This window comes from Nonomuraea sp. NPDC049400 (genome assembly GCF_044466425.1).
GTDB lineage: Bacteria > Actinomycetota > Actinomycetes > Streptosporangiales > Streptosporangiaceae > Nonomuraea.
Genome location: NZ_JBITMP010000024.1, coordinates 113,583 through 134,872, shown reverse-complemented (window position 1 = coordinate 134,872; position 21,290 = coordinate 113,583). Strand labels below are relative to the sequence as shown.

The following is a 21,290-nucleotide window of genomic DNA, read 5'->3' as shown; positions in this document are numbered from 1 at the left end:
CCCACCCGGATCCCCGCCCGTGACGGCGGTTCCCTCGGCTGTGGCGCATTTCTCGCCGCCGGGAAATATCCGATGTGCCGCGGACGACGTGGCAAGATTGAGCGGGCGGACTGTGGCAAGTTGCCGATTGAGGAGCATGCATGTCGACTGCTCGCGATAGGGGTGACCTGGCCGAAATGCCGGGGAAGGAAGCCGTCCGATCCGGGCCGACGGCGCTGCGCATCCTGGTCGGGGCGCAGCTGCGCCGGTTCAGGGAGGCCAGCGGGATCTCTCGCGAGGACGCCGGATATGCCATCCGAGGCTCCCACTCCAAGATCAGCCGCATGGAGGGCGGGCGCACGAGCTTCAAGATGCGCGACGTCGCCGACCTGCTCTCCCTGTACGGCGTGGCCGACACGGCCGAGCGCGAGGCCCTGCTCGCCCTGGCCAAGCAGGCCAACGAGCCCACCTGGTGGCACGACTACCGCGACGTGGTCCCCGACTGGTTCGAGGACTACATCGGGCTCGAGCAGGACGCCGCGCTGATCCGCACCTATGAGGTGCAGTTCGTGCCGGGCCTGCTGCAGACCGAGGAGTACGCCCGCGCGATCTTCAGCCTGGGCAACAAGGGCGACTCCGCCGAGCGGATCGAGCGCCGCGTCGAGGTGCGGATGCGCCGCCAGCTGATCCTCGCCCCGCCCATGTCGCACAAGCTCTGGGTGGTCCTGGACGAGGCGGCGCTGCGCCACCGCGTCGGCAGCCCGGAGATCATGCGTGACCAGCTGGAGCACCTCGACCGGATGGCCGCACAGCCCAACATCACCGTGCAGGTGGTCCCGTTCACCTCCGGCTGGGCCGTCGGCGGCGTCGGCCCCGTCACCGTCCTGCGCTTCCCCCAGGCCGAGCTGCGCGACGTGGTCTACCTCGAGCAGCTGGCCGGCGCGCAATACCTCGCCAAGGAGTCCGAGGTGCTGCCGTACCAGAAACTGATGGACGAGCTCGGGGTCCATGCCTCGCCCGCCCCCGACACCCCGGCCATCCTGCGTCAGATCATCGACACGCTCTGACCGTCACGGTTTGCGGGCCACGGCGCAGAACGCGTCGACCTCCGGTGGCAGCCCGAACGCCTCGGACTCCAGCCCCCAGCGGGAGACGGACACGACGCCGGGATCCACGAGCTCCAGCCCGTCGAAGAAGCGGGTGATCTCCGCGGGGGTGCGCAGCCGGTACTCGTACACCTCGCCCTTGTCGCGGAGCCGCTCGGCTGCCGCTGCCGCGTCGGGCTTGACGATGTTCGTGCCGTCCTCGAACACCAGGTAGCTGCCCGGGGGCAGCGCGTCCATCAGGTGCCGGACCAGCGCGTACGCCTGCTCGTCGTCGAAGACCGTGCCCATCACGCCCAGGAGCATGAGCGCGGTCGGCCGGCTGAAGTCCAGCGTCTTGGCCGCGAACGCCAAGATGGTGTCCGGCTCGCGCACGTCGGCCTCGATGTAGTCGCAGGCCCCTCGCGGGTCGCTGGCGAGCAGGGCGCGCGCGTGCACCAGCACCAGCGGGTCGTTGTCGACGTAGACGACGCGGCTCGTCGGGTCCACCCGCTGGGCCACCTCATGGGTGTGGTCAACGGTCGGCAGACCCGTGCCGATATCCAGGAACTGCCGGATGCCTGCCTTTCCGGCGAGATATCTGACGGCTCGCCCCAGGAAGACGCGAGTGTGACGGGCGATGTCTTCCATGCCCGGGTAGACGTCCCGGAGTTTCTCGGCGAGCTCCCGGTCGGCGGGGTAGTTGTCCTTGCCGCCCAGCCAATAGTTCCAGACCCTGGCCTGATGCGGCTTGCTGGTGTCGATCCTGGAAAGGAGCGCGGGGTCCAGGGGTGAGTCATCTGTCACGAAGAGCTTCACCTCAAAGGTTGATATGTCGCATCTACGTATCTTTCAGGCTTTTGCCTTTGTATCAGGCGTGCCTGTCGGTGTCATTCGGGCTCAGTGATAAAGAGGAGCCGCCTGCTGAACCCGCGCGGGCGGACGGCCGTACCTCGCTGTAGGACGAGACGGGGAGGGCGGCCACATGCGACGCCGGATCACGAGCGTGAGCGTCGGGTTGCTGCTGTCGCTGTCGGAGCCGCGGCCATGATCGTCCTCATGGTCCGGCCCCGCCGTCGCTAGGCCCCTGCGGTGGCGGGCCATGTCATGGGTGTGCGCTCTCCAGCAGGGCGGCGCTGAGCCCGCAGACCGCCGTGACCAGGTGCTCGCCCAGCCGGCGCCACGACTGCTCGGCGTCGGCCGAGGCGACCCGCCCGCCGGCGAGATCCCCTTCCAGTTCGGCGCACATGTGCACGATGAGCAGCCGGATCATGGCTCCGTACTGGGCGGACAGGTCGGGGTCGCGGTCCTGCCCGCGCGGGGGCCGGAGCTTGTCCAGGCGGCGGAACGAGGGCGTCTGCAGACTCGCCTGGACGGCGTGGTCGCGCAAGGAGGGCTCGACGACGGCCTGGGCGAGGAAGCGCCCGTACCAGGACGGCGTGCCCAGCTCGATGTGATGCTCGATGTGCGGTGCGATGACGCAGGTGATCCACTCGCGGAGGGACACCTCGCCGGACGCCTCCAGCGCGGCCACCATCGGGATCCGGTGCTCGTCGATGGCGGCCGCGTGGCGGGCCAGGATGGCCTGGATCAGCTCGTCGCGGGTGCTGAAGTGATATTGGACGGCGGACTTGTTGCGCTGGCCCGCCGCCTCGCCGATCATCCTGATCGAGACGTTCGCGAAGCCGTGCTCGGCGTAGAGCCGCTCGGCGGTGTGCATCAGCTTGTCGCGGGCGCGCATGGATCGGGGAGACGGCGTGGCGACCGCCGCACTGACTTGCATGACTGATCCTTGATCTCTTCTTGCTGAACCGTCCCCCGACGATTATCGCTCCTTACCGTGAGTACGTCAGGTCACCACGTGACCCATACGTCCTGGAGACCTCCGGACATCGCACCGGTACGCAGCCGCAGGCTCTCGGGGGAGTCCCGCAGTTGCAGTCCGGGCAGCCTGCGCACGAGAGTGCCCAGCACGACCTGGAGCTCGACCCTGGCCAGCGGCTGGCCGAGGCAGTAGTGCGGGCCCGCGCCGAAGGTGAGGTGCTGGTTGCTGTTCGGCCGCCGCGGGTCGAACCGGTCGGGTTCGGCGAACTTGCCCGGGTCGCGGTTGGCGGCGGGGATGGCGGGGATCACCGTGCTGCCGGCGGGCACCGGGGTGCCGCTGAACGTGACGTCCTCGGTGAGGTACCTGGGCACGCCGCCGATGGCCGACAGCGTGCTGTCCAGGCGCAGGACTTCCTCGACGGTGCCCGGGATCAGCTCGGGGTCGTCGATCACGGCCTCGAAGCGCTGCCGGTCGGAGAGCAGCATCGCCATCATGATCGAGATCATGTTGGAGGTCGTCTCGTGGCCGGCCAGGAGCAGCCCCCTGACGGTGGCGATCAGCTCGGCCTGGCTGAGCCGGCCGTCCTCGGCGTCGGTGATCTGGGTCAGCTCGCTGAGCAGGTCGTCGCCGGGGTTCTCCCGGTTGTGGTCGACCAGGTCCGACACGTACGCGTTGAACTCCTGGTAGGCCTGGTCGACCTCTTCCTGGGTGTTGAGCGTGAGCGTGAGCATGGTGCGGGACCAGTGTGCGAACTTGTCCTGGTCCTCGGGCGGCGCGCCGACCAGCGCGCAGATGACCCGCACGGGAAGCGGCAGGGCCAGCCCGGCGGACAGGTTGCCGGGGGAGCCCTTGGCCAGCATGGCGTCCAGCAGCTCGTCGGTCATCGCCTGGACCCTGGGCCGCCACACCTCCATCTTCCGCGCGGTGAACCAGCGGCTGAGCAGCCGCCGCCACCGCATGTGGCCCTGCCCCTCGCTGATGTCCGTGGTGCCGTCCTTGCGCCGGTTGAACAGGCCGCCGTCCTCGGTGGTGGCCAGCCGGGCGGCGCCCTCCCTGGCGAGGTTGCGGCTGAAGCGCGGGTCCGCCAGCACCGCGCGGGCGTCGTCGTACCTCGTCACCAGCGTGGCCACGTCGCCGCTCGGCAGCCGTACGTGCGCCACCGGGCATTTCTCCCGCAGCTCCGCCAGCTGCGGCGGCGGCTCCAGGGCGGTGGGGCGGTCGAACGGGAACTCTGGGATCGCGTCAGCAGTCATCTCTGTCCTCCAGCTCGGAAGCCCGACGTATCCGAATATAAGGCGATCGCCTTATTTGGGGCAATCGCCATGAGGGTCCGCCGCGAGAGTCCGCATTCTTATACCTCGCATATATACACTCGGGGTATAGTCACGCGACATGATCACTCTCTCCCAGGGAATCCGCAAGGGAACCCGCCCGCTCGCCGCCGGCCTGCTCGCCGTGACGGCGGCCGCCTGCCTCCTCTCCGCGCCCACGGCGTACGCGTCCACCACCCCGTCTCTCACGCGGCCGACCGGGACTCATCCGGTCGGCACCACGTCCCTGCACCTCACGGACACCTCTCGCCCGGACCCTTGGGTCCCCACGGCCAAGGCCAGGGAGCTCATGGTCTCCCTCTGGTACCCGGCCAAGGCGCCGGGCCGTGACCGGGCGCCGTACATGACGGCGAAGGAGTCGGAGCTCCTCCTGAAGGCCGCCGAGATCACCGGCGTGCCCTCCGACGTGCTGAGCAAGACCCGCACCAACTCCTTCACCGACGCCAAGCCGGCGGGCCGCAAGCACGGCCTGCCCCTCGTCGTGCTCTCGCCCGGCTTCGGCAAGCCCAGGAGCGAGCTCACCGCGCTGGCCGAGGAGCTGGCGAGCCGGGGGTATGTGGTGGCCGGGATCGAGCACACGTACGAGAGCGTCGCCACGACCTTCCCCGACGGACGGGTCACCACCTGTGTCGTGTGCGAGATCAAGAAGACCCCGGAGTGGTGGGTGAAGCTGGAGAAGGGCCGGGCGGCCGACGTCTCCTTCGTGCTCGACGAGCTGACCGGGTCCCGCCCGAAGTGGAAGGGCGCCCGCTTGATCGACCCCGCCAGGATCGCGATGGCCGGCCAGTCGGTCGGCGGCGCGAGCACCATCACGGCCATGCTCGCGGACTCCCGGGTACGCGCCGGAATCGACATGGACGGCACCACGGACGCTCCGATCCCGGCCGGCGGGCTGTCACGGCCGTTCATGTTCCTGGGCAGGCAGTCCACGTACAGCCCGGGAGCCGGGGACGAGGCCGCCACGTGGGAGCGTGACTGGAAGAGCATGACCGGCTGGAAGCGCTGGCTCGTAGTGACCGGGGCGGTGCACGTCTCCTTCACCGACTACGGCCTGCTGACCGATCAGCTCGGCATCGAATCCGGAGCCGACCTGCCTGGTGCCCGGTCCGTGGAGATCACCCGCCAGTACGTGCGCGCGTTCTTCGACCTGCATGTGCTCAAGAAGGCGCAACCCCTGCTGGACAAGCCGTCGGCGCGTTATCCCGAGGTCAAGTTCTGCGCTCCTGAGACGAAGACCTGCGCCTAGCTTTACACGATCTTTCGGCGCCGGTTGTTTGGGTAGGAACCCGTAGATCAACTCCGGGGAGGCATTTGTGAAGGCACGGACCGCCTTGGCCGCAGTCACCGCGTTCCTGTCCCTGTCCACGCTCGCGCCGGCGGCGGGCGCGAGCGCCGAGCCGGCCGATCCGGCGCCAGGCGGGCCGCGGCGGGCCCACGAGCCGGACGTCCAAGGCGCCCGCAACATCGACTCGCTGGCGGTGTCAGCCACCGCCGGGCCCGGCGGGAGCCTCACCGTGGCCTTCGACCGGCGCAGCCGCGCCGAGTCCGGCAAGGTCCCGGCCGCCGCCCGCCGGTTCGTCTTCCTCTTCGACCGGTCGGTGAGCTTCAACCCGGACGCCTTCCCCACCTGTGACCGCGACGTGGTCGAGCAGGAGGGGCCGGGGGCGTGCCCGACGGGCTCCAGGGTGGGCGGCGGACGGGGCGAGTTCCCCTCCGGGGAGTCGCAGGACGTCCTCGTGCTCAACAGCAAGATAGGCAAGCTCCCCGGAGTGCTGGTCGTGTTCCCCGGCACCGGCCTCATCCTGGAGCAGACGCTGGAGCGGGTCTCGGCCCCGTACCGCGACGACTACCGGTGGGCGTTGGACGAGATCGTGCCGCCCAACTCCACCCCGCCCCAGGACCGCGTGGGCACCACCCGCTTCCAGCTCTCCTTCGGCGCCACCCGGCAGCACCGCGGCCGTACGGTCGGCTTCGCGGAGACCACCGCCATGCCCGGCGACACGCTGGAGTTCGGTCTGTGGAGCGACTTCGTCACCGGCCAGACCATCCTGCCCACTGCGAGCACCGACCTGATGGAGGAGTAGCTCAGAGTGTGTCGGCGCTCTGGGCTGCCTGGTAGACGGCCATCGCCTCGTTCCCGAAGAACGGGCCGAACATGAAATCGGGGGCGAAGTCGTACTTGAAGCTGTTGACGGAGTTCAGCATGCCGAGCCCGGTGGACTCGTTGAACGCCTGGAACCACGGGCCGCCGCTCGATCCGCCGGTCATGTTGCAGCGCAGCCCCTGGTCGCTGGTCATGACGGTGTCGTTGAACGTGCGCCCGCTGCAGTAGATCAACCGGGAGCCGTCGAACGGCCGCGCCGCCGGATAGCCGAAGGAGAACATCTGCCGCCCCCTGGCCTGGTTGAACGCCACGCCCTGCCCGCCCACCACGTCGGTCAACGTCCGCCCCTGCAGCGGGGCCAGCACGGCGGCGGCGACGTCGAAGTTGATGTCCTCGCGGGCGTTCCACTGCTGGGTGGTCAGCAACCTGGTGGCGACCCACGTGCCGAACGGGCGCCGGCCGTTGTCGAACCCGGGGACGAACACCACGTTGCGGTGCGCGGCGCCGTTCAGCTTCACGCAGTGCCCAGCGGTCATCACGACGCTCTCGTTGGCGCTGGTCACGGCCGAGCCGGAGCAGGACGCGTTGCCGCCCTCCGCGGTGGTGAAGAAGACGCGTCCGGTGGTGCGGACGACGGCGCCGCCATCGGTCCAGCGCAGGCCCGGGCTGTTGGGCACCGCGGCCACCCGCTGGGCGTCGACGGCCGCGGTGCCGCGGACCGACCATGGGGCGCCCTGGACGGCCGAGGCGGCCCCGCGGGTGGTCCAGGGGGTGCGCCGGGCGGTGTCGGAGGCGCCGCGGGTGGCCCACGGGTCGCCCTCGGTCGGCCCGCCCGAGCGGGTGCGTCGCGGCCTGGGCGTGTCCAGCGCCTGCGCCGCCAGCATGCGCTGTGGCGTCCAGTACTGCTGGACGCTCCTGGCCTCCGACCACGAGTCCGCGCCGGACCACCCGACCGGCCTGCGGTCGAGGCTGTTCGTGGCGCTGGCCTGCGCGGTGCCCACGGGGGCCAGGGCGCCCGCCACGGTGAGCGCGACGGCGGAGAGCAGGACGACTCTGCGGTGCATACGTACCTCCCGAAACCGGAATCTGCCGCTTGGAGGTACGTACGGGGACATCCATCTGCCTCAAGGCATACGCAAATGGATATAACTGGCGCCGCGCCCCTATCGGCGCAGCAGCCGGGCGGGGACCGCGTCGGCCAGCGCCTTGTAGCCGGCCGGGCTCAGGTGGAGGTGGTCGCCCACGTCGAAGGCCGCGACCAGGCGGCGCGGGTCGGCGGGGTCGCGGGTGGCCCGGTCGAAGTCGATCACGGCGTCGAACCTGCCGCTGGTGCGGATCCACTCGTTGACCGCCTGCCGGGCCGACTCGCGATATCCCTGGGCGTCGTCGTAGAAGCTGCCCCCGAAGGGGGTGAGCGTGGCGCCGTACACCCGGATGTCCTGCGCGTGCGCCCGCACGATGATCTGGTCGTAGGCGGCGATCAGGTCGTCGGCGATCTTCTTCTGGGCGTCCTGGGTGGCACCGGCGGTGCCGATGTCGTTGACGCCCTCGAAGACGATCAGCCACGTGACGCCGCTCTGCGCGAGCACGTCGCGGTCCAGCCGGGCCAGGGCGTTGGGGCCCAGGCCGTCGTTCAGCACGCGGTTGCCGCCTGCCGCCTGGTTGGCGATGGCGACGCCCGCGGTGCGGCGATCGGTCTGCAGCCGGTCGAAGAGCTGGTCGGGCCAGCGGTTGTTCTGGTTGGTGGTGGAGCCCCGGCCGTCCGTCAGGGAGTCGCCGAGCAGGGCGAGCGTCGCGGTGGCGGGCTTCGACCAGACCTCGATGCCGCTGAGGAAGTACCAGTGGTCGACGGGGGTGGCGCCGGTCAGGTCCGCGGCCTCGGCCTGGTTGCCGCCGGCGAGGTAGGAGGTCGTACGGGAACCGGGGTGGGAGGTGACCGCGGCGGACGCCTGGCCGTCGGCGAGGTAGGCGGTCACGCTCAGCACGGTGCCAGGGGGCAGCGCGAGGTCGAGCGGGTCGGACACGACCTGCGCGCCGACCGGCACGACCGCCGAGGAACGCCCGTAGAACGTCACCGGCTGGAGGGTCTGCGGCTGGATCGCGCTCACCCCGGCCTTGCCGCCGCTCGGGAGCGCCACGGTGACGCGGGTGATGGGCAGCGGCGCGCCGCCGAACGCGTTGGAGAAGCGCAGCCGCATCCGTGGCCCGCCGACCGACACCCGCACGGTCTGCCGCACCGTGCTGTCGGCCAGGACCAGGTTCTCCCGCGTGTACGGCGGTGGCGGCATGTTACCCGGCTCGGTGAGCTGCGGCATCGCCGTCCACGTGGTGACCCACTGCCCGCCGGGCTCGGAAGACCCGTCAGCCACCCCCGACGCTCCCATGGCGAGTCCCAGAACCGCGACGATGGCCAATTTCAGCGTCCCACCCATAGACCGGCCTCCCGAAATTTTTCGGGCAGATGTCGAATATTTCGGATGCGAAGGTATGACAGGTGGGCGCTGTGGTCAATGGTGCCCGAGATGCCCAGTTCATGATGAGGTCATGCCGGGCTCATGATCGCCTCTCTGGTAGGCGAGTTCGCAGGCCAGCAGGGTTGTACCCAGTCGATGCGAAGGAGTCGTCATGGGTTTCCTGCTTCAGCCACGTGAACTTCGGAAGTGGCACGCTCCGCTCAGCTATTGCGCGATGGCGATGGCGGTGCTGGCCGGTGTCAGCTTGATGGGACTCGTCGTGGACGAGCGAACGCTGCTCGGCCAGGGAGTGTGGCTCAAGCCGTTGAAATTCGCGCTCTCCTTCGGCCTGTACGCGATCACGCTTGCCTGGATGATCGGTCAGGCCGGGCGGTGGCGGCGGACGCTGTGGTGGCTGGGCACCGTGGCCGTGGGCGGGTTCATCGCCCCGGAGATCACGGCCATCACCTTCCAGGCGGCACGCGGCGTCCACAGCCACTTCAACTTCACCACCGGGCTGGACGAGACGGTATTCATGATCATGGGAGGGGCCGCCTACCTCGGCTGGCTGCTGACCTTCGGGATGGGGGTCCTCCTGGTGGTGCAGCGCCGGGTGGACAGGGCGATGGCGTGGGCGATCCCGCTCGGGCTGGTCATCTCGCTCGCCGGCATGTCCGTCGGCTACCTGATGACCGCCCCCACGCCGGACCAGGCGCGGGAGCTGGCCGGCGGGCTGGACCTGGCCACGATCGGCGCGCACAGCGTCGGCGCACCCGACGGCGGCGCCGGCATGCCGGTCACCGGCTGGGAGCAGGACTCGGGCGACCTGCGGGTGGCGCACTTCGTCGGCCTGCACGCCCTGCAGGTGCTCCCGCTGGTCGCGATCGGCCTGCGCATGCTCGCCCGCCGGTTCGCCGTGCTCGCGGGCAGCGCCACCCGCACGGCGCTGGTGATCACCGCCGCGTTCGGGTACGCGGGGCTCACCGCGCTGGTGCTGTGGCAGGCGCGACGCGGACAGGCCCTCGTCCACCCCGACGCGCTGACACTGGGAGCCGCCGCGGGCCTCGTCGCACTGGTGTCCGCCTGCGCGGTCGTGGTCCTGGCCGTCTCCGCGCCCCGGCGCACCGGGCTACGGGACGTGCCCGTCCGCCCGGCCGCGACGCTTGCCGGCCGATGAGCCGGTCCCCGCGTCCGGGTGGCGAAGAGAGGCCGCCTAGGCTGCACGCGTGCACAGGCGGACGAAGCTGATCGTGGTCGTGGCGTTCGCGGCCTTCGCGAGCGTCTACGTGGTGGCCGGATCACCTCTGGCGCTGGCCGTGTTCGGGGTGCAGGTCGCCTTCGTCTGGCGGCGATCGTGGTGGCTGGTCGCTCTCCAGGCCGCCCTGGCATTCACCTCGGTGCTGGCGTACGGCTCCTCCGTCGGCATCCTCGGCTTCGTCGGCGGATCGTTGCTGCTGACCTCGCTGTGGCCGCTCGCCCTGGCGGTGGTGGCCTGCGCCGCCCTGCTCGGCCCCGTCGACCCCGTGATCAGCATGGTCCTGGTCTCCCTGGTCGTCTACGGCCTGACCAGGATGGTCGACCGGATCGAGGAGGTGAACGCGGCTAGGCTGTCGCTGGCCGTGACGTCGGCGGCCGAGGAACGGTTGCGCATCGCCGCCGAGCTGAGCACGGGCCTGGGCCGGGCACTGTCCACGATCGCCGACGGCGCGCGTACGGGCACCCCCGACGTGGAGACGGCGCGCCGCTCCCTGGCCGAGGCCAGGGCGGCGGCGGCGAGTTACCGGGCCATGTCCCTGGCTCCCGAGACGACCACCGCCAAGGCGATGCTGACCGCCGCGGGCGTCACCGTGGACGTGCGGGTGGGGCACGCCGAGCCGCTCGGCCCGGCGGGCGCGCTCCTGGCGGCGGTGCTCAGGGAGGCCGTGACAGAGATCGTACGGCGGCGCACGGCCACCGCCTGCCGCATCGAGACACTCACGGAATCCGGCACGGTACGGCTGCGCGTCTCCAACGACGGCGCACGCACGGCCGGCGACGAGAGCCTCGGCGACCTGCCTGCCCAGGTAGAGGCGGCAGGTGGCACGCTCACCGTCGAGCTCGCCGATGACGCCTGGATGACCGTGGAGGCCACGCTGCCCACCACGCGCCCGCCCGTCGAGCCGGCTCGCGACAGCGCCCTGTCGACGGCGGTGCTGGCGGCCGTGCTGGTGGGCTTCTCGGTGAAGGCGCTCCTCATCGCCGGCTCGCTGTGGCCGGCGGGCCTGCTGGCCGTCATCGTCGTCATGCAGCTGCGATCGGTCGAGGGGCGGCACCCGGTGGCACTGTCGATCATGGCGGTGCTGACGTTCGCGCCGATCCCGCTGTTCGGGCTGGCCTGGCTGGGGGTGGCGGGGTTCCTGGCGGGGCCGGTCCTGCTGGCCTTCTCGTGGGCGGTGGCGCTGCCGCTGGTGGCGGCCATCGTGGCGGCCGTCGCCACCGTCGGCGTGCTGCTGGGCCTGCCGCTCCCGCTGACCGTGAACTACGCGATCAGCACGCTGGTGACCGGCCTGGCCGTGTACGGGTTGCTCCGGCTGGCCCAGCTGGCCAGGGAGCTGCGCGAGTCGAGGGACGGCCTGGCCCGTGCGGCCGTCGTCGAGGAACGCCTGCGTGCCGCCCGCGACCTGCACGACCTCCTCGGCCACACCCTGGCGGCCATCCTGCTCAAGTGTGAGCTCGCCCGCCGGCTCGACGCCGAGCGGGCGCGGAAGGAGCTCGACGACGTGCTCGCGATGACCGAGCGGGCGATGGAGGACCTGCGGACGGTGTCGGGCGAGCACGGGGAGCTGTCGCTGACCGCGGAGGCGGAGTCGGCCCGCTCGGTGCTGGCGGCCGCGGGTATCGCGGCCGTTCTCGACCTGGGCCACGACAGCCTCGGCAGGGAGGTGGACACCACGCTCGGCATCGTGCTCAGAGAGGCCGTCACCAACGTCCTGCGGCACAGCTCGGCCGGCCGCTGCACGATCACGACGTCCGTACGTGACGGCACCGTACGGCTGAGCGTGCGCAACGACGGTGTGCGCTCCGCGCAGGGGCGCCGCGGCTCGGCCGGGATCGGCAACCTCACCACCCGGCTGGCGGCGCTCGACGGGCGACTTGCCGTCGACCGGGAGGACGACTGGTTCGAGCTGACCGCCACCGTGCCGACGCGGGCCTGGGTACCGGCCTAGATCCAGCCGGCCTCCTCGGCGATGCGTACGGCGTCGGTGCGGTTGCGGGCGTTGAGCTTGGCGACGATCGCGGTGATGTAGTTACGGACGGTCCCCGCGCTCAGGAAGAGCTGACCGGCGATCTCGGTGGCCTCGGCGCCCGCCGCGACCAGCCGCAGGACGTCGGCCTCGCGCGGGGTGAGCGGGTTGTCGGCCAGGTTCCACGCGGTGACGGCGAGCGAGGGGTCGAGGACGCGTTCGCCCCTGGCCACCTTTCTGATCGCGGCCGTCAGCTCCTCCGGTGAGGCGCTCTTCAGGAGGAAGCCGTCCACCTGGGAGGCGAGCGCGCGGCGGAGGTGGCCCGGCTTGCCGTGGCCGGTGAGCATGAGCGTGCGGCAGCCCGGCAGCTTGGCGCGCAGCTCGCCGGCGGCGCCGAGCCCGTCGATCGCGCCGGGCATGTCGATGTCCAGGACGGCCACGTCCGGCCGGTGGATCAGGGCCGCGGAGACCGCCGCGTCCCCCGACTCGACCGCCTCGACGACCTCGATGTCGGGCTCGAGACTGAGCAGGGTCACGAGGGCTTCCCTGATGACGTGCTGGTCCTCGGCCAGGAGCATACGAATCACCTGACCATTATGTCCGGATCATGATGAGGTCATGGCGCGGTCGTGACCGGCTCTCTGGTCGGCGAAAGCGCAGATCAGCAGGCTTGATCCCATGACAGAAGCAGTGCGGTTGGACGCGGTGAGCAAGGTTTACGGCAGGGGCCAGAGCGCGGTGGCGGCCCTGCGGGAGGTGTCGGTCGGCATCCCGCGAGGAACCTTCACCGCCGTCATGGGTCCCTCGGGCTCGGGCAAGAGCACGTTCCTGCATTGCGCGGCCGGGCTCGACGTTCCCAGCTCGGGATCGGTACGGCTGGGCGGCGCCGACCTGACGGGCATGGACGAGAACGCGCTGACCGAGCTGCGGCGGCGGCGCGTCGGCTTCGTGTTCCAGGCGTTCAACCTGGTCTCCGCGCTGACAGTGACGGAGAACATCACGCTGCCGCTCACGCTGGCCGGCGCCCGGGTCGACCAGGCCTGGCTGGACGAGGTCGTGCACAGGGTGGGCCTCGGCGGACGTACCGATCACCGCCCGGCCCAGCTCTCCGGCGGCCAGCAGCAGCGGGTGGCGATCGCCAGGGCGCTCGTGACCAGGCCGGAGGTGGTCTTCGGCGACGAGCCGACCGGCGCGCTGGACACCATGACCGCCCGCGACGTGCTGACCCTGCTGCGGGAGGCGGTCTCCGCGCTCGGCCAGACCGTGGTGATGGTCACCCACGACCCGGTGGCCGCCTCCTACGCCGACACCGTGCTCTTCCTGGCCGACGGCCGGATCGTGGACGCGATGACCGGCCCGACCGCCGAGAAGGTGGCCGAGCGCATGACCAGGCTCGGAGCGTGGAAGCGATGATCTCCTTCGCGTTGAAGACGCTCAGGCACCGCAAGGCCGGATTCGCCGGCGCGTTCGTGGCCCTACTGTGCGCCGCCGCGCTGGTGACGGCGTGCGGGATGTTGCTGGAGACGGGCCTGCGTGGCGGGGTGACGCCCGAGAGGTACGCGGGCGCCCCGGTGATCGTGGCAGGCGACCAGTACGTCAGGCAGGCCAAGGAGAGCGGCAAGCAGAAGGCCAAGCTCCTGTCCGAGCGCAGGTGGATCCCTGCCTCCCTCGCGGAGCGGATCAAGGGGATCCCCGGCGTCACGAAGGTGGTCACCGAGGTGAGCTTCCCCTACGCCGGGTTCACCGCCCACGGCTGGGAGTCCGCCGCGCTCACCCCCTTCACGCTCGCCGCGGGCCGCCCCCCGAAGGCCGCCGACGAGGTGGTCGTCGACGCCCGCCACGCGGATCAGCAGATCCCCGGCTACCGGGTGGTCGGGGTGACCAGACAGGCGCTGCCCAGCCAGGACACGATCTTCTTCACCACAGGTGAGGCCCGCCGCCTGGCCGGCCATGGCGGTTTGGTGACAGCGATCGGTGTCTGGCCCCGGGGCGACGTCACCGTCCAGGGCGCGCTCGCCTACACCGGTGACGAGCGCGGCGCGGTCGAGTTCCCCGAGGCGGAGAGCTCCCGGGTCAAGCTCGTCAGCCTGGGCGGCGCGCTCGGCGGAACCTCGCTCCTGGTGGCGATCCTCGTAGTCGTGGGCACGTTCGCCCTGTCCATGCAGCAGCGCCGGCGTGAGATCGCCATGCTGCGTGCCGTCGGCGCCATGCCGCGCCAGGTCAGGAAGCTCATCGGCGGCGAGGCCCTGCTCATCAGCGTGGTCGCCGGGCTGCTCGGCTCCGGCGCCGGGATCCTGCTGGGGCTCTGGCTGCGGACCAGGTTCGTCGAGCTGGGGGCCATGCCTGCCAACCTGCGGCTGGTCGTCAGCCCGTTCCCCGCGATCGCCGCCGCCGTGACCACTCTGGTGGCCGCGTGGGTGGCGGCGCGCGTCTCCGCCCGCCGTACCGCCAGGATCAGGCCGGTGGAGGCGCTGGGCGAGACGGCGATGACGGCGAGCCGCCTGCCCCGGGTCCGGCTGGTCGCGGGCCTGCTCGCCCTGGCCGGGGGCGTGGTGCTGACGATCGTGCTGTCCTCACTGTCCACCGAGGCGGCCTCCAGCCCGGTCACCATGCTCACCGCGCTGGTGTGGACGACAGCGGTCGCGCTGCTCGGGCCGGCGATCGCGCGGGCGGTGACGGCGCTGCCGCTGCGGGCGCCCGGCGTCGGCGGGTACCTGGCGCGGAAGAGCCTTCGCGCCGGCACCGAGCGCCTGGCCTCGGTGATCGTGCCGTTGACCCTGATGACCGCGATGACCTGCACGATCCTGTTCGTGCAGACCACGATGGGGCACGCCGCCCAGAGCGAGGTGAACGCGGGCGTCAGAGCCGATCACGTGCTCGCCCCGGGCGCGTCTCCAGCCGCGGTGCGCACGGTGCCCGGCGTGCGCACCGTCACCGAGGTGCTGCGCACCTCGGTCCGGATCGACCTCGAGAAGTACGAGGTCCAGGCCGTCACGCCCGATGGCCTGAGCCGGACGATGGATCTGGGCGTGGTGGCGGGCTCGCTGGACGGGCTCGGCGACACGTCGGCGGCCATCAGCCGGACGGCCGCCGAACGCCTCGACGCCGGCGTGGGCGACCGGGTCGACCTGGTGCTCGGCGACGGCACGCCCGCCACGGTGCGGATTGCCGCGATCTACGCTCGTGGCCTCGGCTTCGGCGACCTGACCCTCTCCCGCGGGCTCGTCGCGGGCCACGTCGACGACCCTCGGGGGACCGTGCTGGTGTCCGGCGGGGAGCGCGAAGCACTCCGGAAGCTGCCCGGCGTGACCGTGCTCGACCATGCCGGGGCGGCGCAGGCGGGTACGGCCAACGCGGAGGTGACCTACGTGGCCATGGGGCTGATCATCGCCTTCTGCGCGATCGCCGTGGTGAACACGCTGGCCATGTCCACCTTGGCCCGCTCCCGCGAGCTCGCCCTGCTGCGTGTCGTGGGCACCACGCGGCGGCAGGTGGCGCGCATGCTGCGTACGGAGACGCTGACGGCCATCGCCCTCGCCGTGACCATCGGCACGGCGATCTCGCTGGTGACCCTGGCGGGCTTCAGCAGGGGGATGACGGGGTCGGCGCTGCCGTACGCGCCGCCGCTCACCTATCTCGCGGTGGTCGCCGCCGTGGCGGGTCTGGCGCTGGCGGCCACGGCGATCCCGGCCAGGCTCGCACTGCGCCCCCGACCGGCCGACGCGCTCGGGGCGCGCGAGTGAGGGCCGGGCGCCGCTTTAATTCGGTTGCGCCGGGTTTCGGAAAGCTCGTACGTTACGGACATGCGCCTTTACCAGTAATTCGCACTCAGCAGCGAAACCGCATCAGTCCACCCAGACGCGGCAGCTGTGCATGTCGAGCGGCCTCCACGAGCCGCGTCGCGAGTTACGTAGAGGAGCTTCCCATGCGAGTTCGTCCAGCCAAGAAGAATCGGCCCGAGTTGCCCGCGCCACGGCAGATGCCCAGGATGCCGCAACGGCCGGTCGCGCCACCCAGGCGCATCCCGTCCAAGGGCCGCTGAGACAACTACCCGGGATGGTAGTTAGCGAGCGCCGCCTCCACCGTACGCCAGGAGGCGGCGCTCGCGCCTTTTTCACCAGGTAGTGAGCTTCGTGGGGTTGCGCATGGCCCAGATGCGTTCGATGAGGCCGTTCGCGACTCCGATCGAGACCACGGCGAGGATCTGTCCGGCCCCGTCGCGGACCACGAGCCCTGGCTGCTCGTTCACGGTGGCCGTCTGCACGGTCAGGCCGGATTGCCGCTGTCGCACGTCAAGGAAGAAGCGGGCGATCCGTTCGGCCCCCTCGATGGGTTCGAGTGCCGCGCTGACGAGGCCGCCGCCGTCGGTGACGGCGGTCGCGTCCGGGTCGAGCAGCTCGACCAGGGCCGCCAGGTCGCCGCTCTCCCACGCCGACTTGAACGCGGTCACGATGCGCGTGTGCTCCTCCGAAGGCACGTGGTCGTCGGCGCGTTCCCGTACGCGACGGCGTGCCGAAGAGGCGAGTTTGCGGCAGGCCTGCGGCGATCGGCCCACGATGTCGCCGATCTCGGCGAAGGTGTACGCGAACACGTCGTGCAGGATGAACGAGACCCGCTCCGCCGGAGTCATCGATTCGAGCACGACGAGCAGCGCCATGCTGATCGACTCGTCCAGGGAGACCCGGTCGGCCGGATCGGCCGCGCTGTCGGAGACGGCCTGGCTCGTCCACCGGGTCGAGGCCGGGACCGGCTCGGGCAGCCACTCGCCCACGTACCTTTCGCGCCTGGCACGGGCAGAGCCCAGGACGTCGAGGCAGATCCTGCTCACCGTCGTGACGAGCCAGCCGGTCGGGGACGCGACCTCGGCCCGCCGCCCGTCCGGCAGGGCGTACCACCGCGTGAAGGCCTCCTGGACGGCGTCCTCCGCCTCCGACACCGAACCCAGCAGGCGGTAGGCGACGCTCATGAGCGCCCCTCGGTCCGCCGCCGACCACGTCATGCTCTGCACTCCTGCCGATGCACTCCCCACGACTGTAATGACGAAACACCACCGCGGAACGTGACCCTTCGTCCTGGCAGTTCCCCAGTCGTGGCTGGGCCGCCCGAGGCCGCGGGCGCGACATCGGCGGTATCGCTATCCGTAATCGTCGATTACTCAGTGCTATCGTCGGGACGTCATGTCGTGCCGGTGGCGGGGGGAACGTTGAAGGCATTCGTACGGATCGCTGTAATAGCCGTAATGGGGGGCAGCACATTGCTGGCCGCGAACACCGCGTCGGCCTCCGAACCGCCTCGCGAGGGCTCCCTGCTCACCCGGCTGTTCGGCGCGGACGTCGGGTCCGTGATCGGCGCGCTCCCGAGCGTTTTCTGCGGCAATCGCCTGGTCAGCTACAACTCGCCGGCGCCCAATTCACCGACGAAGTGCGTCAACGGCGCGGAGAACTCCGGAAACTCCACCAACAGCGGTAATTACCACAACGATGGAGATCCCATCAACAGCGGTAACTTCTCGAATACCAACGGCTCCACTTCCAGCAGCAACCTCGTCAATGGCGGCAACACCGCCAACGGGTTCCAGTCCATGGGGGAGCGATGATGCGCAGAGCCGGAGCGGTCGTGGCATATCTCGGGCTGATGGTGACGACGACCGCGATGTCGATGCCGCACGGAGGCCCCGAGAACAACGGCAACTCCTGGAACAGCGGAAACTACTGGAGCAAGGGCCGCCAGATCAACAGCGGCAACTTCGGCTTCTCGAAGCGCTCACCCATCAGCAACAACGTCCACGGCGGAGCGAACTTCGCCAACGGCTTCCAGTGCTTCATCGAGCGCAAGAGCATCGTCAAGCGGGGCTGCTGACCGGCATGCCCATGAGCCCGGCACTCATCCGGCGTGCTCTGCTGGCGCTGACCGCGATCGGCGTCCTCGGCGCCGCCTTCGAGCTCACCACGGAGCGGCACTGGAAAAGCGCGGAGCAACTGATTCCCTGGGGCGCCCTCGCCTGCCTCGGGGCCGCGGTGCTCCTCATGCTGGTCAAGGACTCGCTGCGGCTGGCCGCCGCCGTCCGGCTGATCGCGCTGGCCGTCCTGGTCGCATCGGCCTTCGGCGTCTACGCGCACGTCGCGGCCAACTACGACGCGGGCCCGCTCGACCAGCGCTACGCCACGACGTGGGATGCCCTGTCGGCCGTGACGCGCTGGTGGTACGCGCTGACCAAGGCCGTTGGCCCGGCGCCGCCGCTCGCCCCCGGCATGCTCGGCCAGTCGGCCCTCATGCTGCTGCTCGCCACGCTCCTCAGACGCAGGCCCACCGCAGATGACGCCGTACAGGGGGACCCGGCCCTGCAGGCCTGATGCTCCGCAGAAGAACCTTCCGGCCAGTTAAGGTGCCGTAGATCCACCTGTACGGTCACAATTGCCGCATGCCATCCTTCACGCCGCTTATGCCCGGCGATCCCCGGACACTTGGTGGCCTGGAGCTCCTCGGCAAACTGGGTGAGGGCGGACAAGGCGTCGTCTATCTGGCCCAGACCCCCATGGGCATATACGCGGCCATCAAGTGGCTGCGTATCGACCGGTCCGACGACGGAAAGAGCGTCGAGCGTTTCCTGCGCGAGGCGGAGGTCGCCCAGCGGGTGGCCCCGTTCTGCACCGCGGCCGTGCTCAGCACGGGCGTCGAGCACGGCCGCCCGTACATCATGAGCGAGTTCGTCGAGGGCCCCTCTCTGGAGCGGGCCGTGCGCGATGAGGGCCCGCGCACCGGCACCGAGCTGGATCGGCTGGCCATCGGCACCGCCACCGCGCTGGCCGCGATCCACCGGGCCAACGTCGTGCACCGGGATTTCAAGCCGGGCAACGTCATCATCGCCGCCGGCGGGCCGCGCGTGATCGACTTCGGCATCGCGCGTGAGCTCGATCCGGCCACGATGACCAGCAGCACGCAGATCGGGACGCCTGCGTACATGTCTCCGGAGCAGGTTCTGGGGCACGCGGTCGGGCCCGCGACCGACATGTTCTCCTGGGCCGCCACGATCGTCTTCGCGTCCTGCGGGCGGGCGCCGTTCGGCAGCGACGGGACGCATGCCGTGATGAGCCGGGTGCTCAGGCACCAGCCTGATCTGGGCTCGCTCGGCGGGCCGCTCCGTGACGTGGTGCAGCAGTGCCTGGCCAAGGATCCGGCGCAGCGGCCGACGGCCGAGCAGGTGATCATCCGGCTGCTGCGGAACCCGCCGTCCGGCTCCAACCTCCTTGTGGAGGGAAGCAGGCAGGCTTCTCCGACCACCACCCCGTCCGAGGGTCCCACCCGGTCACTGCGCAAGCCGATCATCATCGGCGCGGCCATTCTGACCGCCGTGCTCCTCTCCGCGGCCGGGATGGCCCTGGCAACGGCGCTGCCGAAGCGCACGCCCGTGGCCGGTCCCACCGCATCCACGGCCGCGCCGCCCAAGGAGACGACAGGGACGCCGCAGCCCACGACTCCCGCCGAGCCGGTCAAGACCACGCTGCCAGGCGGCGCGATCACGCTCTACGAGTACCCGTCCGATCCGATCACGCTGACGGCGTACGAGGTCTACAACAAGAAGCTCGATGACCACATCGACTACGCGAGGGAATCGCTGCACGGCAAGTTCACGAAATATCCCGACAACATGGAGTCGCGGCTCTCGCCGAACGGCCGCCATCTCGCAGAAAGGCCCCAGGACTACACCTCGGACGGCTACGACTCGATCCTCATCACCGACACGCAGGCGGGATCCAGCTTCCGCATCAAGACCGTGCGCAAGCCGCTGGACACCTCCATCCGCTCCTGGTCGAAGGACGGCAAGAAGATCCTGCTCAACCTCAACAAGAAGATCAAGACCACGAACGGCAAGAACGACTGGAACACCGTGGGCTTCGCCATCGTCGACGTGGCCCCGAGAGACCTGGCACAGAGCAAGGTCGACGTGGTCGAGGTGGACGACGACGCGATCCACGACTACGACTTCGGCTGGGACGGCGACGAGCAAGGCGTGGTGGACGTCTACGGCAAGGACGACGGGTTGCGCTTCTTCGACGCCTCCGGCAAGCACACGCGGGACCTGCCAGGAGTGGGGTCGCTGGGGTCCGACGCCAGGGACCTCTTCTCGCCCTCGGGCAAGATGTTCGCGGCCGACTGCCCGCGGGGCCCCAGCGGGGACACCTGCCTCCACGACGCCGCCACCGGCAAGCAGGTCCGCAAGTTCTCCTCCGACTGCGACAGCGTGCTCGGCTGGTACGACGAGACGCATCTGTACTGCTGGGAATGGGACAACGCGAAGAACACCGAGCTCCAGGTCGTGGACTTCGACGGCAAGCTGGTGCGCAGGCTTATGGAAGTCCCGAAATCGCTAGATGTGATCGCTCATTTCACGATCGATCCCCCCAAGACCTCCTGAACTTCTCTGCTCCAGCCGCCGGTAGGCGTTGGGGCTGAGGCCGTGAACGCGCTTGAAGGCCGAGCTGAAGCTGAAGGCGTCGGTGTAGCCGACGCGGTGGGCGACAGAGGCGACCGTCGTGCCCGGCTCATCGAGCAGGTCGGCGGCCAGCGCCATGCGCCAGCCGGTCAGGTAGGTCAAGGGCGGCTCGCCGAGCAGCTCGGTGAAACGGCCGGCCAGAGTGGTACGCGAGACGTTCGCGACGGTCGCGAGCGAGGCGATCGTCCATGGCCGGGAGGGGTCGTCGTGGATGGCGCGCAGGGCCGGGCCGACCACGTCGTCGCCGAGGGCCGCGTACCAGCCGGGCGCTTCGGCCTCCGGCCGGTCGAACCAGTCGCGCAGCGTGCACACCAGCAGCCAGTCGAGCAGGCGGTCCAGGACGATCTGCCGGCCGGGACGGCACGCCAGCAGCTGCGCCTCCAGATAGGCGCGCATGCCGGCGCAGTCGCCGTCGTCGGGCACCACGACCAGGGACGGCAGGATCCGCACCAGGCGCCGCGCCACCTCGCCGTTGACCTTGTAGGCCCCGGCCAGCAGGACCGTGTCGCCGGTGATGTCATCACCGTCGTGCCGGGCATCGGTGATGAGCCGCGGCGTGTCGGTGTCGGAGAACACGAACGGCTCGGGCCCCCGCACGATGGCCGCCTCGCCCTCCCGCAGGCGCCGGGCCTCGCCGTCGCGGATGATCCAGCCTTCGCCACGCAGGGGCACGCAGAGCGTGAGTGACGCCTGGTCGTCGAACCTGAGCGCCCACGGCGGCGACAGCACCGACGCGCCGAAGAGTGAGCCTTCGCCGCGTACGCCATGCAGGAGGTCGTCGAACGGATCCACGGGCTT

19 protein-coding genes are annotated in these 21,290 nt (G+C 70.4%); 11 read left to right on the top strand and 8 right to left on the bottom strand.

What is annotated here, in order from left to right:
* Nucleotides 1-140: 140 nt before the first annotated feature.
* Nucleotides 141-1,046 (top strand): helix-turn-helix domain-containing protein, encoded by a 906-nt coding sequence (locus ACIBVN_RS33140; protein WP_397143174.1) that lies wholly within the window; start codon nt 141-143, stop codon nt 1,044-1,046.
* Between the two features lie 3 nt (nt 1,047-1,049).
* Here ACIBVN_RS33140 and ACIBVN_RS33135 read toward each other — a convergent pair whose 3' ends face one another.
* The 3 genes from ACIBVN_RS33135 to ACIBVN_RS33125 form a co-directional block, all read right to left on the bottom strand.
* Nucleotides 1,050-1,868, bottom strand: coding sequence for an SAM-dependent methyltransferase (locus ACIBVN_RS33135; RefSeq protein ID WP_397143172.1), 819 nt, complete (start codon nt 1,866-1,868; stop codon nt 1,050-1,052).
* A gap of 298 nt (nt 1,869-2,166) precedes the next feature.
* A complete protein-coding gene (locus ACIBVN_RS33130; RefSeq protein ID WP_397143170.1) occupies nt 2,167-2,844 on the bottom strand; it encodes a TetR/AcrR family transcriptional regulator in 678 nt (225 codons plus the stop codon).
* 71 nt (nt 2,845-2,915) lie between these two features.
* On the bottom strand, nt 2,916-4,139 hold the full coding sequence (locus ACIBVN_RS33125; RefSeq protein WP_397143168.1) for a cytochrome P450: 1,224 nt from the start codon (nt 4,137-4,139) through the stop codon (nt 2,916-2,918).
* A gap of 139 nt (nt 4,140-4,278) precedes the next feature.
* Here ACIBVN_RS33125 and ACIBVN_RS33120 point away from each other — a divergent pair, with 139 nt between their 5' ends.
* Entirely contained in the window at nt 4,279-5,463 is a 1,185-nt protein-coding gene (locus ACIBVN_RS33120; protein ID WP_397143166.1) for an alpha/beta hydrolase family protein, read from the top strand.
* Between the two features lie 67 nt (nt 5,464-5,530).
* The gene (locus ACIBVN_RS33115; RefSeq protein WP_397143164.1) at nt 5,531-6,301 is read left to right on the top strand and encodes a hypothetical protein; all 771 of its coding nucleotides are present in this window, start codon (nt 5,531-5,533) and stop codon (nt 6,299-6,301) included.
* Between the two features lies 1 nt (nt 6,302).
* On the opposite strand, the gene ACIBVN_RS33110 is transcribed toward ACIBVN_RS33115, so the two are convergent.
* Complete coding sequence (locus ACIBVN_RS33110; RefSeq protein ID WP_397143162.1) at nt 6,303-7,385, bottom strand: trypsin-like serine peptidase; 1,083 nt, start codon at nt 7,383-7,385, stop codon at nt 6,303-6,305.
* A gap of 99 nt (nt 7,386-7,484) precedes the next feature.
* Nucleotides 7,485-8,690, bottom strand: coding sequence for an SGNH/GDSL hydrolase family protein (locus tag ACIBVN_RS33105; protein ID WP_397143160.1), 1,206 nt, complete (start codon nt 8,688-8,690; stop codon nt 7,485-7,487).
* 256 nt (nt 8,691-8,946) lie between these two features.
* Between ACIBVN_RS33105 and ACIBVN_RS33100 the strand changes: the two genes are divergently transcribed.
* Nucleotides 8,947-9,951 carry a hypothetical protein gene (locus ACIBVN_RS33100; protein ID WP_397143158.1) on the top strand — a complete coding sequence of 335 codons (1,005 nt, stop codon included), beginning with the start codon at nt 8,947-8,949 and terminating at the stop codon, nt 9,949-9,951.
* 49 nt (nt 9,952-10,000) lie between these two features.
* Complete coding sequence (locus tag ACIBVN_RS33095) at nt 10,001-11,980, top strand: histidine kinase (protein WP_397143156.1); 1,980 nt, start codon at nt 10,001-10,003, stop codon at nt 11,978-11,980.
* Here the strand turns inward: ACIBVN_RS33095 and ACIBVN_RS33090 are convergent.
* A complete protein-coding gene (locus ACIBVN_RS33090) occupies nt 11,977-12,585 on the bottom strand; it encodes a DNA-binding response regulator (protein WP_397143154.1) in 609 nt (202 codons plus the stop codon). The genes ACIBVN_RS33095 and ACIBVN_RS33090 overlap by 4 nt on opposite strands.
* Before the next feature lie 91 nt (nt 12,586-12,676).
* On the opposite strand from ACIBVN_RS33090, the gene ACIBVN_RS33085 reads away from it, so the two are divergent.
* The gene (locus tag ACIBVN_RS33085) at nt 12,677-13,411 is read left to right on the top strand and encodes an ABC transporter ATP-binding protein (RefSeq protein WP_397143152.1); all 735 of its coding nucleotides are present in this window, start codon (nt 12,677-12,679) and stop codon (nt 13,409-13,411) included.
* On the top strand, nt 13,408-15,741 hold the full coding sequence (locus tag ACIBVN_RS33080; protein WP_397143239.1) for an FtsX-like permease family protein: 2,334 nt from the start codon (nt 13,408-13,410) through the stop codon (nt 15,739-15,741). Before ACIBVN_RS33085 ends, ACIBVN_RS33080 begins: the two co-directional genes overlap by 4 nt.
* A gap of 371 nt (nt 15,742-16,112) precedes the next feature.
* Here the strand turns inward: ACIBVN_RS33080 and sigJ are convergent, their stop codons facing one another.
* Nucleotides 16,113-16,997 (bottom strand): RNA polymerase sigma factor SigJ, encoded by an 885-nt coding sequence (gene sigJ, locus ACIBVN_RS33075; RefSeq protein ID WP_397143150.1) that lies wholly within the window; start codon nt 16,995-16,997, stop codon nt 16,113-16,115.
* A gap of 240 nt (nt 16,998-17,237) precedes the next feature.
* Between sigJ and ACIBVN_RS33070 the strand changes: the two genes are divergently transcribed.
* The 4 genes from ACIBVN_RS33070 (at nt 17,238) to ACIBVN_RS33055 (ending at nt 20,414) form a co-directional block, all read left to right on the top strand.
* The gene (locus ACIBVN_RS33070) at nt 17,238-17,594 is read left to right on the top strand and encodes a hypothetical protein (protein WP_397143148.1); all 357 of its coding nucleotides are present in this window, start codon (nt 17,238-17,240) and stop codon (nt 17,592-17,594) included.
* The gene (locus tag ACIBVN_RS33065) at nt 17,591-17,857 is read left to right on the top strand and encodes a hypothetical protein (protein WP_397143146.1); all 267 of its coding nucleotides are present in this window, start codon (nt 17,591-17,593) and stop codon (nt 17,855-17,857) included. The genes ACIBVN_RS33070 and ACIBVN_RS33065 overlap by 4 nt, the downstream gene beginning before the upstream one ends.
* A gap of 11 nt (nt 17,858-17,868) precedes the next feature.
* Nucleotides 17,869-18,351, top strand: a complete 483-nt coding sequence (locus ACIBVN_RS33060) for a hypothetical protein (RefSeq protein ID WP_397143144.1) — start codon at nt 17,869-17,871, stop codon at nt 18,349-18,351.
* Nucleotides 18,352-18,419: 68 nt separating this feature from the next.
* Nucleotides 18,420-20,414 (top strand): serine/threonine protein kinase, encoded by a 1,995-nt coding sequence (locus ACIBVN_RS33055; RefSeq protein WP_397143142.1) that lies wholly within the window; start codon nt 18,420-18,422, stop codon nt 20,412-20,414.
* Here ACIBVN_RS33055 and ACIBVN_RS33050 read toward each other — a convergent pair.
* Nucleotides 20,367-21,284: an AraC family transcriptional regulator gene (locus ACIBVN_RS33050; RefSeq protein WP_397143140.1), complete on the bottom strand. Its 918-nt coding sequence runs from the start codon at nt 21,282-21,284 to the stop codon at nt 20,367-20,369. The genes ACIBVN_RS33055 and ACIBVN_RS33050 overlap by 48 nt on opposite strands.
* Nucleotides 21,285-21,290: the final 6 nt, after the last annotated feature.

What these genes read in the sequence shown, in the direction of transcription:
- ACIBVN_RS33080 (WP_397143239.1), top strand. Translation starts at nt 13,408, where the DNA reads ATGATCTCCTTCGCGTTGAAGACGCTCAGGCACCGCAAGGCCGGATTC.
- ACIBVN_RS33060 (WP_397143144.1), top strand. Translation starts at nt 17,869, where the DNA reads ATGAGCCCGGCACTCATCCGGCGTGCTCTGCTGGCGCTGACCGCGATC.
- ACIBVN_RS33120 (WP_397143166.1), top strand. Translation starts at nt 4,279, where the DNA reads ATGATCACTCTCTCCCAGGGAATCCGCAAGGGAACCCGCCCGCTCGCC.
- ACIBVN_RS33100 (WP_397143158.1), top strand. Translation starts at nt 8,947, where the DNA reads ATGGGTTTCCTGCTTCAGCCACGTGAACTTCGGAAGTGGCACGCTCCG.
- sigJ (WP_397143150.1), bottom strand. Translation starts at nt 16,997, where the DNA reads ATGACGTGGTCGGCGGCGGACCGAGGGGCGCTCATGAGCGTCGCCTAC.
- ACIBVN_RS33055 (WP_397143142.1), top strand. Translation starts at nt 18,420, where the DNA reads ATGCCATCCTTCACGCCGCTTATGCCCGGCGATCCCCGGACACTTGGT.
- ACIBVN_RS33140 (WP_397143174.1), top strand. Translation starts at nt 141, where the DNA reads ATGTCGACTGCTCGCGATAGGGGTGACCTGGCCGAAATGCCGGGGAAG.
- ACIBVN_RS33070 (WP_397143148.1), top strand. Translation starts at nt 17,238, where the DNA reads ATGGGGGGCAGCACATTGCTGGCCGCGAACACCGCGTCGGCCTCCGAA.
- ACIBVN_RS33110 (WP_397143162.1), bottom strand. Translation starts at nt 7,385, where the DNA reads ATGCACCGCAGAGTCGTCCTGCTCTCCGCCGTCGCGCTCACCGTGGCG.
- ACIBVN_RS33085 (WP_397143152.1), top strand. Translation starts at nt 12,677, where the DNA reads ATGACAGAAGCAGTGCGGTTGGACGCGGTGAGCAAGGTTTACGGCAGG.
- ACIBVN_RS33125 (WP_397143168.1), bottom strand. Translation starts at nt 4,139, where the DNA reads ATGACTGCTGACGCGATCCCAGAGTTCCCGTTCGACCGCCCCACCGCC.
- ACIBVN_RS33065 (WP_397143146.1), top strand. Translation starts at nt 17,591, where the DNA reads ATGATGCGCAGAGCCGGAGCGGTCGTGGCATATCTCGGGCTGATGGTG.
- ACIBVN_RS33130 (WP_397143170.1), bottom strand. Translation starts at nt 2,844, where the DNA reads ATGCAAGTCAGTGCGGCGGTCGCCACGCCGTCTCCCCGATCCATGCGC.